Source organism: Enterococcus hermanniensis, from assembly GCF_001885945.1.
Classification (GTDB): domain Bacteria; phylum Bacillota; class Bacilli; order Lactobacillales; family Enterococcaceae; genus Enterococcus_A; species Enterococcus_A hermanniensis.
On sequence record NZ_JXKQ01000002.1, the window covers coordinates 145,649 to 159,658 of the forward strand.

8 protein-coding genes and 1 other annotated feature are annotated in these 14,010 nt (G+C 38.1%); of the genes, 2 read left to right on the forward strand and 6 right to left on the reverse strand.

Translation table 11 applies throughout. From position 1 onward, the window contains the following. Window positions 1–90: 90 nt before the first annotated feature. Complete coding sequence (locus tag RV04_RS02960) at window positions 91–1,065, forward strand: polyprenyl synthetase family protein (protein ID WP_071856983.1); 975 nt, start codon at window positions 91–93, stop codon at window positions 1,063–1,065. 45 nt (window positions 1,066–1,110) lie between these two features. On the opposite strand, the gene pheT is transcribed toward RV04_RS02960, so the two are convergent. The 6 genes from pheT to lepB all read right to left on the reverse strand — a co-directional run bounded on the left by pheT (window position 1,111) and on the right by lepB (window position 13,166). Next, complete coding sequence (pheT, locus tag RV04_RS02965; RefSeq protein ID WP_071856984.1) at window positions 1,111–3,528, reverse strand: phenylalanine--tRNA ligase subunit beta; 2,418 nt, start codon at window positions 3,526–3,528, stop codon at window positions 1,111–1,113. A 6-nt stretch (window positions 3,529–3,534) separates the two neighbouring features. Beyond that, window positions 3,535–4,578 carry a phenylalanine--tRNA ligase subunit alpha gene (gene pheS / locus RV04_RS02970; RefSeq protein WP_071856985.1) on the reverse strand — a complete coding sequence of 348 codons (1,044 nt, stop codon included), beginning with the start codon at window positions 4,576–4,578 and terminating at the stop codon, window positions 3,535–3,537. A 93-nt stretch (window positions 4,579–4,671) separates the two neighbouring features. Continuing rightward, window positions 4,672–4,869 (reverse strand) — a binding site (T-box leader). 47 nt (window positions 4,870–4,916) lie between these two features. Continuing rightward, a complete protein-coding gene (locus RV04_RS02975) occupies window positions 4,917–5,261 on the reverse strand; it encodes a winged helix-turn-helix transcriptional regulator (RefSeq protein WP_071856986.1) in 345 nt (114 codons plus the stop codon). A 66-nt stretch (window positions 5,262–5,327) separates the two neighbouring features. After that, on the reverse strand, window positions 5,328–9,014 hold the full coding sequence (gene addA, locus RV04_RS02980; protein WP_071856987.1) for a helicase-exonuclease AddAB subunit AddA: 3,687 nt from the start codon (window positions 9,012–9,014) through the stop codon (window positions 5,328–5,330). Then, entirely contained in the window at window positions 9,004–12,486 is a 3,483-nt protein-coding gene (locus RV04_RS02985) for a PD-(D/E)XK nuclease family protein (RefSeq protein WP_071856988.1), read from the reverse strand. The genes addA and RV04_RS02985 overlap by 11 nt, the downstream gene beginning before the upstream one ends. Before the next feature lie 137 nt (window positions 12,487–12,623). Next, on the reverse strand, window positions 12,624–13,166 hold the full coding sequence (gene lepB / locus RV04_RS02990) for a signal peptidase I (protein ID WP_071856989.1): 543 nt from the start codon (window positions 13,164–13,166) through the stop codon (window positions 12,624–12,626). A 179-nt stretch (window positions 13,167–13,345) separates the two neighbouring features. On the opposite strand from lepB, the gene RV04_RS02995 reads away from it, so the two are divergent. Continuing rightward, window positions 13,346–13,942 (forward strand): nitroreductase family protein, encoded by a 597-nt coding sequence (locus RV04_RS02995; RefSeq protein WP_071856990.1) that lies wholly within the window; start codon window positions 13,346–13,348, stop codon window positions 13,940–13,942. Window positions 13,943–14,010 lie beyond the last annotated feature (68 nt).

Here is a 14,010-nt window from a genome sequence, read left to right on the forward strand (position 1 = left end):
TTCTCACTAAATATTAATGAAGCATTCTAGTAGTCATTCTGTGAAGCATACGATAAAATAGTATTGAAAACGTTGTTAGAAGGAGCACCTATGTTAGACTACTGGAATGACTATCCCGAATTACAGAAAAATTTAATCGAAGTGAAAGAATTAATTTCACAAAGACTTGTTATTAATAATCCATCGATCGAAGAGGCCATCACAAAATTTTCCTCTACAGGAGGAAAGATGATTCGTCCGGCTCTCTTCTTTCTTTTCGCTGATTTTGGCGATAAAAAAGAAACTGATCAGCTAATAAAAATCGCAGCCTCATTGGAATTGCTGCATTCTGCTACGTTGGTTCATGATGATATTATCGACGATGCCAAGACCCGCCGCGGGATGCTGTCAATTCAAGCGCGTTTCGGCAAAGATATTGCAGTTTACACTGGCGATTTTATGTATACTAGTTATTTTGAATTATTAGCAGAATCAATGAGTGATACGCCGTTTTTATTAAAAAATGCCCGTGCAATGAAAAAAATCTTACAAGGCGAATTGACGCAAATGACTTGCACCTTTAATCCCGATCAAACACTTTGTGAATACCTCCGAAATATCAATGGCAAAACGGCTGAGTTGATTCGTTTAAGTTGTCATGAGGGAGCTTATTTTGGCGGCAGTGATAAAAACATTCAAGCGCGTGCGAAGCGGATCGGTTCTTCTATCGGTTTGGCTTTTCAAGTTTACGATGATATTTTAAACTTTTCAATTGAGTTGGGTGATGAAAAAAAACCAATTCTGACTGATGTTCAGCAAGGGATCTTCACCTTGCCGCTATTGATTGCCCGTGATAATCAGCCCGATATTATTCGCCCCTATTTAGAAACACCCGAGCAGTTATCCAAAACGGAATTAAGACAACTAGCTTCCTATGTCACAGAGTTTGATGGTATCTCAGGTGCGCTAGCCTTTGCAGAAAAATCAACTCATAAAGCCCTTAAAGAAATTCAGCAACTTCCTGATTGCGATGGTAAAGAAATTTTGGCAAGTGTCGCTACCCAATTATTAACCCGCAAATACTAAAAAGACTCCGGGAATAAATTTCCGGAGTCTTTTTATTTGTTCAAATTAACGAATGACCGCACCTAATTTTTCTGCTAAGTTTTTAGTCACTTTTTCCATCGCACGATTGATTTCTTCATCCGTCAATGTGGCTGCTGGATTTACAAATATTAAGCTATAAGCCATTGATTTCTTACCTGCTTCAATATTTTTTCCTTGATAAACATCAAATACTTGAACATTTGTTAAGAATTTACCAGCTGCTTCACGAATCGCTGCTGAAATTTTAGCATTTGTACTTGTTTCATCGACTAGCATAGCAATATCACGACTTACAGCTGGGTATTTAGAAACTGCTTCAAACACGAGTGGTGCTTGCTCATGGCCAATTAAAGCTTCTAAGTTTAACTCAGCAACATATGTTGCTTTTAATTCGTAACTTAAAGCTGTTTTAGGATGAACTTGTCCTACAAAGCCGATTAACTCTTCTGCTAAATAAATTCCTGCTGTTTGACCTGGATGCATTTCAGTCATCTTGATTGAACGATAAGAAATTTCTTCTGTTAAGCCCAAGCCGTCAACTAACTCTTCGACCATTCCTTTAATCGTGTAGTAATCACATGGCTCAGCTTTAGCTGCCCATGATTTATCCGCAACATTTCCAGTTACTGCCATCGCTACATGGTTTTGTTCAATCGGTAAATCTTTTTGTGGGTCATTATTTTGGTAGAACACATGACCAATTTCATAGAAGGCAACATCACTGTTTTTACGAGCAATATTATAAGATAAATCTTCTAATAAACCGCTGATCAAATTCAAGCGCATAGTCGAACGATCTTCACTCATCGGCCAAGCTACACGAGTGACACGACTTTCTCCAATTAAAAACTGTTGTGCTTTTGCTTCAGTTGTCAATGCATAACTAATGGCTTCTGAAAGACCGCTGCCTTCTAATAAGTTACGAACTTTACGCGTTGCTTTTTGAGAATCCGTTAAGAAACCAGCCACGGTTTGACCTTCAGGCAAAGTTGAAGGCAAATTATTATAACCATAGATACGAGCGATTTCTTCCATCAAATCGGCTTCGATCGTAATATCCCATCGACGTGGTGGTACACTGACAGTGGTTACACCAGCTGTAACAGTTGTTTTAAAACCAAGCGCTGCAAAAATCTCGTTGACTTGATCTTGGGTCAAATCTGTTCCTAGGAAACGATTGACGTTTTCGAGTTTTGTGCTGACTTCGATATTTTTAGCTTGAACTTCACTACCTTTAACTGAACCATTTAAAACTGTTCCACCTGCTAATTCAGCGATCATTGCAGCAGCTACTTCACCAGCTAAACTAATCTCCCCTTGGTTGATACCTTTTTCAAAACGCATAGATGCTTCACTACGTAGATTATAACTTTGAGATGTACGGCGAACAGATGTATGATCAAACATCGCCATTTCTAAAGCGACAGTAGTTGTTTCAGTTGAAATCTCTGAATCCAATCCACCCATAACACCGGCCAAGGCGACTGGAACATCCCCATTAGTGATAACGATATTTTCAGGATTTAATGTACGTTCAACGCTATCCAAAGTTGTAAATGGCTCATCTTGTTTCGCGCGACGAACACTGATTTCTTTACTACCTAATTTATCGTAATCAAATGCATGTAACGGTTGGCCGAACAATAACAAGATATAATTTGTAATATCGACAACGTTGCTGATTGGGCGAATGCCTTCGTTCATTAAACGATTTTGTAACCATTGTGGACTTGGTCCAATTTTCACATTCTCAATGATTCGAATTTCATAATGTGGTGTATCATTTTTATCTTCAACAGATACTTTGATTTTATCACTAGCTTGTTCAGCCGTTTCTTCTAGTTCTACTGAAGGAAATTTAGCTTTCTTATTGTAAATTGCTGCTACTTCATGGGCTACACCACGAATGCTCAAAGCATCTGCTCGGTTTGGTGTGATCGATAGATCAATGATCGTATCATCCATTTCAAGATATGAAAAGACTGGTTCACCTGCTACAGCATGTTCAGGCATGTAATAAATACCTTCAGCATATTCTTTTGGAATCACTGATTCGCTGTACCCAAGTTCTTGTAATGAACAAATCATCCCATTTGAAACTTGTCCACGCATTTTGCCTTTTTTGATTTTTACATTTCCGCCGATCCGCGAGCCAGGCAAAGCAACGATTACTTTTACTCCTGCTTTGATATTAGGCGCTCCACAAACGATTTGTGATAATTCTTCTTCACCAATATCGACTTGGCAGATAGATAAATGATCAGAATCAGGATGAGGAATACATTCTTTTACATCGCCAACAACGATTTTTTTTAATCCTTCTTCCGGTGACTCTAAACCTTCGACCTCGATCCCTGTAAGTGAAAGACGATCGGCTAATTCTGTTGGTGTAATGTCTTTTAAATCGACATATTCATTTAACCATTTATATGAAACTAACATTGCTTTTTACTCCCCCTTGAATTGTTCCAAGAAACGAACATCGTTTAAATAGAAATTTCGAATATCATTAACGCCATATCGTAGCATCGCGATACGGTCTGGTCCTAATCCAAAAGCAAAACCTGAATATTCTTTTGAATCAATGCCCGACATTTCTAAAACATCTGGGTGGACCATACCGGCACCAAGGATTTCGATCCAACCAGTATGTTTGCAGACGTTACACCCTTTACCACCACATTTAAAGCAGCTAACATCAACTTCCACAGATGGTTCAGTAAATGGAAAATAACTTGGACGTAGACGGATGCTACGGTCAGCACCAAATAATTCTTTTAATAGAACTTCTAATGTCCCTTTTAAGTCACCCATCGTGATACCTTTGTCGACAACTAAACCTTCAATCTGATGGAATTGGTGACTATGGGTCGCGTCGTCTGTATCGCGACGGAAAACTTTCCCCGGTGAAATCATGCGTAGTGCACCTTTTGAAAAATCATGTTTTTCCATTGTCCGTGCTTGGACTGGCGATGTATGGGTACGTAACAATACTTCATCAGAAATATAAAACGTATCTTGCATGTCACGAGCTGGATGGTCTTTGGGTAAATTCATCCGTTCAAAATTGTAATGATCCGATTCGATTTCGGTTCCTTCAATAACCTGATAACCCATGCCTACAAAAGTATCTTCGATTTCTTCCATAATTTGAGTCAAGACATGACGAGTACCCTGCGAAACTTGTTTACCTGGTAATGTAACATCTAAAGATTCTGAGGCTAATTGTTTTTCTAATGCTAATTCAGTCAATTCTGCTTTTCGTTCTTCAACAGCTTGAGTTAATAAGTCACGAATTTCATTGGCAAAGGCACCGACTTTAGGGCGATCTTCTGCCGAAAGATCCCGCATACCTCGCAATACTTCAGTGATCGGACCTTTTTTTCCTAGTGTTTCTACACGAATCGTTTCAATTGTCGAAAGAACATCCGCTGCTTCGATTTTTGCTAACGTCTGACTTTTAAGTTCTTCTAGTTGCTCTTGTAAACTCATTATTTTCTTCCTTTCTTTAATGCTAAAGTGGCTATTCCCCACTTATTCTCTGATTGATTCATCAATTATAAATCACAAAAAGACCTCGTCCCATAAAGGAACGAGGTCTCGCGATACCATCCTAATTCGCCAATTACTTGGCGCTCTTACTTATGATTTAACGGCTTTACCGGTCTTGCGACAAGCTCCAGAAGTGAACTTCAGCTTTTTCTTTCTTAGCCTGCTTCCAGTCAATGACAGACATTCCCTTTAAGATCAAAAAAGATTACTCTTTTCTATCAACGCTTTTTAAACTATTTAATTGACTATCCCAATACTACAAGAAATCAATAAAATTATCAACTACATTCTTCAGCAGTAATCCAAGTGTCGCCCCATTGATGAATTTCCTTCATCACATTTTCTAGTGCCTCACCTTTACTTGTCAAACAATAATCCATCCGCTTTTGGCTTCCGCAAGCAACTACACGAGTAACGATTCCTTCAGCTTCTAATTCTTTTAGCCGTTCGGTCAAAACGCGATCGCTTACTTCTGGAATCATTGCAGCAATATCGACAAATCGTTTTGGTCCATCTTCTAATAATACATCAATGATCAAACCGTTCCATTTTTTACCTAAAATCTGGAAACCTTTTTCAAATTTTGGACAGAGTGAAAAGTTAATTGTCTCTATTTGTTCCATCATTCTCACCTCGATAGAGAGAGTATAGCACAGCACTTACCTTTTATAAGTATAAACTGCCTATCACTAAAGAGATTTTAATAAATCGATCGCTTTATTTCCTTGTAGAAAGATTAAATAGGCATTTGTTACTGGTTTGTTTTTGGCTTTTTCTAAAGCATCTTTATAGAGATGCAGTTGTCCACGATAACGCCCAAGTAATTGCGGTTCGCGTTTTTCTGTATAGTAATCCGTTTTCAAATCATATAATACAATCCGATCTTCGAATTCTAAATAGCCGTCAATAATCCCATGCACCAAGATTTCGTCTTGATTTTGATAATCTGTAAAAAGTTGATCTGCCGGCATCAGCATCGCAAAAGGCTCCTCACGATATAAATAGGCAGCATTTTTAATAACATAACTCCCGATTTCTGAATCAAAGAAAGCAAGGATACTATCAATAGCAATTTTTTCAGCTATCTCCACCGTTAATGCCTTACGCTCAACTAAGTCGGCTATCAGCTCTTCAATCATTTTTTTCTGTGGTTTTTCTTTTAGTGAAAGTAGCTGCATGACTAAGTGCGTTGCGGTTCCGATTTCTGCCGGTGAAAGGTCTTTTTTAGTACTTAAAAATTTCGGCTCACCTAACTCTGTTTCTGTGAAACGATATTGATTTTGTCTTTGGCTTGTCTCATTTAACTCTAAAGTTTCACGATTATCTGGATCATCATAAAGCCGTTTTAACTCTGAGACCGATTGATAACTGGTCGTCTTAGTCGCTTCAGGATAAGGATAGTTAAATAGTAATCGTTTTTTTAATGGTTGAATATCGATTACGCCTTGTGGTATCTCTAATGTCTTTATTTCTGGTAGATAATTTTGGACTGCTTCCGCAATTTTTTGCGGTTCCACAAAATCGATTGAAAATGTGGCCGGATGATTTTTTATCCGAGCTGGCTGGTTGATTGCATAGTCCGTTTGATACTCCACCATTTTAGGATGTCTAAATAATGTCATACCTACCCAATCAAAATAACTATCTTTTTGTCCGCTCCGTAAACCAGTATCTAAAACAGTTTGTTCGTTTAATGCACCTTTGCTCCAAGTTTTCAAAGCCGCTGCTTCATCGTCATAAGAACCCACCAAGTAAATCTTCTGTTCCGCCCGGGTCAAAGCAACGTACAACTTCCGCATTTCTTCAGATAATAATTTATTCAAGTTTTTTTGTTTGACCGTTTGGAATAGCAATGTCTCTTTTCTGATTCGATCATCCGGGGTAAGTAGCTTCACTCCAAGCCCTAGGTGTTCATCGAACACATAATTTTTTCGTGTGTCTTGTAAATTAAAACTTTTACTCATATCCATCAAAAAGACAATTGGAAATTCTAAACCTTTACTTCCATGGATCGTCATCACCCGAACAGCATCGACCAGTTCTTCGGTTGGCGGCTCACCTAGGTCTTTTTCCTTTTCTTGCATTTTTTCAATAAATCGAATGAACTGATACAGCCCGCGGAAGCTACTGCGTTCATAATCTTTCGCTCGTTCAATCAAAGCCAAAAGATTGGCATGTCGTTGCTGCCCTGCTGGCATCCCTAACACATAATCTAAATACGCAGTTTCGTTATAAATTTTAACTAACAAATCGGATAAAGATTCTCGACGGGCGTACTCGCGCCATTGATTTAGTTGAGCTAAAAAGTCAGTTAATTTTTTAGCAATTTCATCTGTATTAACTTCGCTATAAAGTTGGACTGCCTGGTAATAGTCTTTTTGCGGCAAAGCTAGCCGAATCTGGGCCAACGCTTCTTCTTGCAAACCGATAATCGGCGAGCGTAAGACCGCTGCTAATGGAATATCTTGGTGTGGATTATCGATGATTTGCAATAATGAAATCATAATCCGTAGTTCTGTTGACTGAAAATAATTCTGGGTATCACTAATCGCTAATGGAATGCCTAACTGCTTAAATACTTCTAAAATCGTTAAATTATTGCTTCTAGTAGGGGTTAACAATACGATATCTTCGTAACGTACCGGGCGCATCGCTTTCATTTTTTTATCATAGATTTCAAAACCTTGATCGATCAACTGACGAATCTTAGTAGCTGTCATAAAGATCTCGCCCATCGCCTTGTCTTCAATCCATTCTGGAACTTCACTTTTTTGCTGATAAACCAATAGTTCCGGTTCAAATCTTTCTGCTGGCGGGAAATCCGTGAACCCATTAATTAATTCTGCCTGTTGATCGTATTCTATTTGTCCGACATTTTGATCCATTAATTGAGTGAAAACCAGATTAGTAAAATCTAATACTTCCTTACGTGATCGAAAATTTTCCGCCAGAATAATTCTTCTGCCGCCCTCTTCATTTGCAAAATCATGGTATTTTTGGATGAATAAAGTTGGATCTGCTAAACGGAAGCCATAAATCGACTGTTTTACATCCCCCACCATAAAGAGATTTCCGGGTTTTTCTGAACTTAATTCTTGTAAAATAGTTTCTTGTAACTGATTGATATCTTGATATTCATCTACTAAGACTTCTGTGAAGCGTTGACGATAATAGCTTTCTGCTGGTCGAGTCCCTTCGATTTCTGTCTGCAAGATTTGCAACGTAAAATGTTCCAAATCATTGAAATCCAGCATGCCTTTTTCTCTTTTTTTAGCAGAATATGACATAATAAAACTTTTTTCTACTCGTACTAGTTCTTTAACGATCGGCAATGCTTCTTGTAGCCGTTCCACTTGTTCTTTCGGTGAGACTGAAAAATACATTGCTTGGATTTCTTGCAGGGCTTTTTTAGCTTGATCGCGATAATTTTTACATTCACTGATCACATCACCATAAAGCTCCTTCACTTCTTTTTTTCGTGGAGAAGGATACGTCGAAAATTTTAGCTGTTCAAAGATGTCATATGCATCGTCTAAGCGATTTTCTATCATTGCTTGTTGGAGCTTTAATGTGACTGCTGCTTCATTTTTGGCTAAATCGGTAATTTTTTGAAGTTCCTCACTCCCTTGACTAGCCGATTCCATCCATTGATACGTTTGATGGGTCTCACTTAATGCTGTCAGCACTTGTGGGCGGATCAAGTCGTTGTACAAGTCTGAGTCTACTAAATTTTCAATCCGATAATTATCGACCAAGGAATCTAACCACGTAAAAGGTTGTGGATTTGCTCGCGCAAAATTATACATTGCTAAAATCAAGTCTTCCAATCCGCTATCACTGCGATCATTCGAAAAATTCTCGGTCAAACGATAAAAAATTTCCTGATTTTCTTCGTAGAAAGTTTCTCGTAATTCATCCCAAACATCTTCTTTTAACAAAATCGTTTCTGTGTCATCTGTCAACATTCGATAACTCGGATCTAAATCGATCAAATAAAAGAAACGTTGGATTACTTTTGAACAAAACGAATGCAATGTTGAAATGGTCGCTGTCGGCAGTAACGCTAATTGGTGGGTAAAATGATTTTTCAATTCTTGATCTGTTTCTACATTGATTGCTTCTTGCAATGCCGACTGAATTCGTTCTTTCGTTTCACTTGCGGCCGCTTCCGTAAAGGTAACGACTAATAATTGATCCACTGATAATTGTTGACGTTTGATTTTTTCAATCACCCGTCTGACCAAGACTGCTGTTTTACCTGATCCAGCTGAAGCGGAAACTAACAAATTAGTCCCTTGATCATAAATCGCTTGCCACTGGGAATCGGTGTACATTTCATTTGGCGCTTTAGGAGGAATGGGATAATTAGTTGTCATGCAATTCGTCCTCCATTCGTTTTAAGACTTCTTCTTTTGATAATTTTTCTAAGCGATGATAATTATTTTCTTGCAGCATCGCATCAAATTTGCAGACACTGCGAAATGGACATTGCTGGCACGCGATGCGCTGATTGTCTTTATAGGTGGGATTCAATTTGATCTCACCAGAGACAATTTGATCCCCTGCTTGCTGAATTTTTTCCCGATTGTATTTACGCAATAAATCAATTTCTGATAAATCATAGAATTTATCTTTTGATTGTGGCACCATCACGGTTTGTCCTTTGCTATCCTTTTTGATAGGAAAAAGCAAAGAACTTTCTTTTTCTTGTAAACTTTGATCCAGTTGATCATAGAGCTCAGGTTCTTTGGTAAATAGTCCATCGTATTGATAGGCTTTCAACATTTCTTTTTCTATATTTTTAGGTTCTTTCAAGACTGGATTATGAACATGGAGATAGTAGGCTCCTGCTGGTTTGATTTCTTTTCCACTGGCTTGACTAAAATCAGTCACTGCAACATCTAAATATGTGATCAGTTGTAGGGCAATTCCGTAGTAAGCATCTGCTACATTGAAACTATGTGGACTTGACTTATAATCGATTACACTCAACCAATCACTTTCATTGCCGTGCAATTGATCCAAACGGTCGATTTTTCCACGAATGGCTACTTCTCCACCGTTACGCAATGGGAGATTAATTCCGGGAATCCCTTTTTGTCCGCCGATCGAACCAAAAATGATCTCAGTTTGTTGTGGCTCAAGCTTGGTTCGCATCCCTTGCTGAACCAGACCCCAACTTACTTTTTGAATCGTTCGTGACAATTGATAACGAATATAATTCATCCGAGCAGAGCTAGAAAGAATCGCAAATTTCAATTCACCAAAAATAGCTTTTAACACTTGATCAGCTAGTTCATTGCGCTGCGCTTCATTTAATTCTGCTAAACGTAGTCCTTGCTGATTCAACATTCGGAAGAAGTGATCCAATGCTTCATGGTAAAAATCACCCGCTGCAGCCGGTGTCAAGCCATAGACCGTTCGTTCTTTCAACCCTAAACCGAAGTTGGCAAAATATTTGTATTGGCAATTGTAAAAGTTCTCAATTCGTGAAACAGAAACATACAAATTTTTACCGTATAAGCGCTCCGCCGTTTCTGGCAATAATTCCCTTGGTACATTGAGATCTTGCAAACTTTTGAATACTCGTTGAGCCATCGGTGCCCATGAGCTCGTTTGGATAAATTTTTGTAGTTCACGCCATACTGGGAGAAAAGCACGATTTTCATCTTGTGCTAAACGATTTAGTGTAATCAAATCCGATAATAGCGTCCGCATAGTTCCAAGGTATTCATTTGGGTCACTGTCTAATTTAAGCGCAGAACTTTCATTGATGGGAAGATTTAAGCCGCTGCTCAATTGGCGTATAAAAGTCGAGACTTCTAGTTTTTTTTCTCCATCGATATTTGTAGCTAGACTTAAATAAAGTTTTTCCGTTGCCGATAGAAAAACAGAGTAGGCTAAAAACGGTTCTCGATTGACCTTAGAGCTATTACTTTCAGGTAAGAACTTTCCTTCTGGCAATTGTTGATTGAATGAAGAGCGTTCTTCCGCCGATAATAAACCCTTGTCATCAAAACGTGCTGGAAAATCATTATTGTTCAAACCAATAGCAAAAGTAATTTTCATTTGATCAACACGCGCGAGCTCTAAGTCATTCACCCGGACTTGGTCGAGCGCTGTTGGAATTTTTCCATAAGTCAAGTTCATTAATCCAGCTAAAAAGATTTCTTGAAAAGCCGCCCAGTCAAAAGAATCTTGGCCATAAATCAGCACATATTCATCTAATAAATCTAACAGTGCCTGCCATGTTTGTTCATGATTACGAGCTTTATCCAATGATCCTCGTTCAACTTCTTGGTCGCGCCAAAAAAGGATTTGTCGCTTGACACCGCTTTGTTCTAAAAAGCGATAAAACATCGTCGCAGCTTCTAAGCCTGTTTCAGCCTGTTTGATTTGTTTAAAAAATGCTGGAATGATTTGTTGAACGGAGCGACGCACCTCATTGGTTGTTGTTTCTAATTGTTTTGCGTCATTGAATACATCAGCCTCAAAATCATAATCAACGAATTCCCAATCAGCTGTTTTAGTCCAAGCATTGCCCCGAAAGTTATATGCTAAACAAACATTTTCTGTCTGATCGATTTTTTCACGATAAGCTTGTTGTTCAGTAAACCACGTTGTCGGACTCCAATCAAAAGGTGCAAATAGTTCTGTTCGTAATAACCGAAACAAATCATTGATCCGATAGTTATACGTATCCACTAAAAATAAAGCCTGTAAAAATTCAATCAATGGATGGGCGGCCATCTCCTGAGTCTCATCTAAATAAAAAGGAATCTCTAATTTTTGAAACAAGTCTGGCAATACGCTGTTATAAATTTGGGGATTGCGCATCAAGATTTGAATGTCTTTATAGCGATAGCCTTCAACACTGACCAGTCGGCGGATCTCATCGCCAGTCTTACGAATTTCTTCAGCAATCGTAGGATATTTCGTCATTTGGATCTGATTAGTTCCCGCCAAATTTAGCCGCTTTTGATTTACCCAAAAATTTCCGATTTGATTAAACAGCGTTTTTCGTTCTTGTGAATAGCGATCCGTTCTAACCGGGATCTGTTGTGCATCCGCGCTGCGCTTTAATTGATAATAGGTTTTTCCTGGATCAGCAAATAAATTTAATGGATTAGGTTCTTCATTTGGGTAAGGTCGATCTAATTCCAAAGAAACATACAGTTCACCACAAGCCATCAACGCATTTAAGACACTAAGCTCGCGAGCATTAAAGCGGGTAAATCCACTCACGATAAATAAACAATTAGAAAGATCTTGTGTTACCAAATAATTTTGGAGTAATAGTAACGGGTCTTCATTAGCAACTTGATAAGCAATCAAGGCTTCTTCATACGCTGCAAAAACTTTTTGTAGATCTTTTAACTTTAAGACTTGATCCTGTTCGGTTCCATTTTCAACCAAATCCGAAACAGTGACATTTCCGATTTGCATTTCTTGATAAAAGCCAACTAGTTGTTGGATAAATCCCGTTTTATTAACTTCCCCACGAAAAATCGTCAGCTCTTCTCGTTGCTCATGCAAAATTTTTCGCAAAATCATCGCATTTCCAGCTTCAGATAAAATATTTCCAGGCACGTGTCCATCTCTTTGCAAAAAATACCACGCTAAACGCTGGAAACTAAAAACTTGCGTTTGAATCGTACTGAATTCTTTAGAACCACGACTTTTTTTCATTGCTGATAAAAGACTGATTTCCTGTTCGAATTTATTATAATTGGGGACTAAGAAAAACACGCGATTCGCTGAATTTTCCGCCAACCACGCCTGCGCAGTTTGAACCATTCGCTCTGTCGCATCGTTTTGTCCAGCACCTAACAGAAATTGTAACGGCATCATTTCCCCTCATTTCTTCAAAATATGTTACCTGTTTATTATAACAGTCTGTCCGATAGGAAGCACGATAAGTGATGATCAATTTAATTTAAATTCAATCTCACTGATCACTACAAAATAAAAAGACTAGCAGCATGCTAGTCTATGGTTCCAAATCGTTTTAATGGCCAAAAGACAAATTTCACGTCGGCCATTATGTCTTTTTCTTTAATTGTTCCAATGATACGACTATCTTTTGAAATCCTACGATTATCTCCCATAACGAACAATTCGCCCTCAGGAACTTTCTCAGAACCATATAATTCCTTTAAATCAAAATCATAGGTCAAAGGCTGATTATCGGTTAATTCCTTTTTGTATTCATCCAAATAGGGTTCATCATATTTTTCCCCATTGATATATAAGCGGTCATTTTTGTATTCGATGGTATCTCCTGGAAGTCCGATGACCCGCTTGATATAGTTTTTGCCCACATCATCTGGCGCTGGAAAAGTAACGATATCAAAACGTTTGATTTTAGTATTTTTTAACGCGATCACCCGCTCGCCATCAATCAATGTCGGATCCATCGAGTCGCCTTTCACTACTACTGGAGTGAAAACAAATTGTCGCAACCCAATTAAAATTGCTGCTAAAACGACTAGATAAAGGAAACTTTTTCCTATTTCTTTCATATTCATCAATAATCCTCCACTTTTTCTTATTGATAGTTTATCATAATTTCGCTACCTTCAAGAACGTTATTCAATACCTTTCAAAAAAAAATTCTTTTTCTGAGCATATTACTTTCCTTACTTTTAGTAAGATGATAAAGTAGTTTTTGTAAACAACAAGAAAACAAGAAAAGGTGGAACTTATTATGTCACAATTTTTAGAATCATTAAAAGAACGTCGCTCATTCTATGCGTTAGGACGCGACATCAATTTATCTGAAGAAGAAATCACAACGTTAGTTAAAGACGCTGTTAAACATAGTCCTACAGCTTTTAATGCGCAATCTCCACGTGCGGTTATTCTTTTCGGCGCTGCACATGAAAAATTATGGAACATTGTTGAAGAAGCATTGAAACCTTTGACTCCTGCAGAAGCATTCCCTAATACTCAAGCAAAAATTGCTGGTTTCAGAGGTGCTTATGGTACTGTCTTATTCTTCAAAGAAACAGATACAGTGAAAAATTTACAAGAACAATTCGCTTTATATGCTGATAACTTCCCAGATTGGGCAGAACAATCTAATGGAATCGCAACAGCAAACACTTGGACAGCATTTAATGAGGCTGGTCTTGGCGCGAACTTGCAACATTACAATCCAGTTATCGATGATGCAGTAGCAAAAGAATGGGATATCCCAGCTAACTGGCAATTACGCTCACAATTAGTCTTCGGTTCTAAAGAAGCTGCAGCAAATGAAAAAGAATTTTTGGCTGACGACGAACGTTTCCGCGTGTTTCATTAATTAATAAAAGTAATAAAAGAGTCGTACCAAATGGTACAACTCTTTTTTTTTTTGAAAAAAAAGATGAC

Excerpts from the sequence above, each read along its gene's own strand:
- RV04_RS02960 (WP_071856983.1), top strand. The coding sequence starts at position 91 with ATGTTAGACTACTGGAATGACTATCCCGAATTACAGAAAAATTTAATC.
- pheT (WP_071856984.1), bottom strand. The coding sequence starts at position 3,528 with ATGTTAGTTTCATATAAATGGTTAAATGAATATGTCGATTTAAAAGAC.
- pheS (WP_071856985.1), bottom strand. The coding sequence starts at position 4,578 with ATGAGTTTACAAGAGCAACTAGAAGAACTTAAAAGTCAGACGTTAGCA.
- RV04_RS02975 (WP_071856986.1), bottom strand. The coding sequence starts at position 5,261 with ATGGAACAAATAGAGACAATTAACTTTTCACTCTGTCCAAAATTTGAA.
- addA (WP_071856987.1), bottom strand. The coding sequence starts at position 9,014 with ATGACAACTAATTATCCCATTCCTCCTAAAGCGCCAAATGAAATGTAC.
- RV04_RS02985 (WP_071856988.1), bottom strand. The coding sequence starts at position 12,486 with ATGCCGTTACAATTTCTGTTAGGTGCTGGACAAAACGATGCGACAGAG.
- lepB (WP_071856989.1), bottom strand. The coding sequence starts at position 13,166 with ATGAATATGAAAGAAATAGGAAAAAGTTTCCTTTATCTAGTCGTTTTA.
- RV04_RS02995 (WP_071856990.1), top strand. The coding sequence starts at position 13,346 with ATGTCACAATTTTTAGAATCATTAAAAGAACGTCGCTCATTCTATGCG.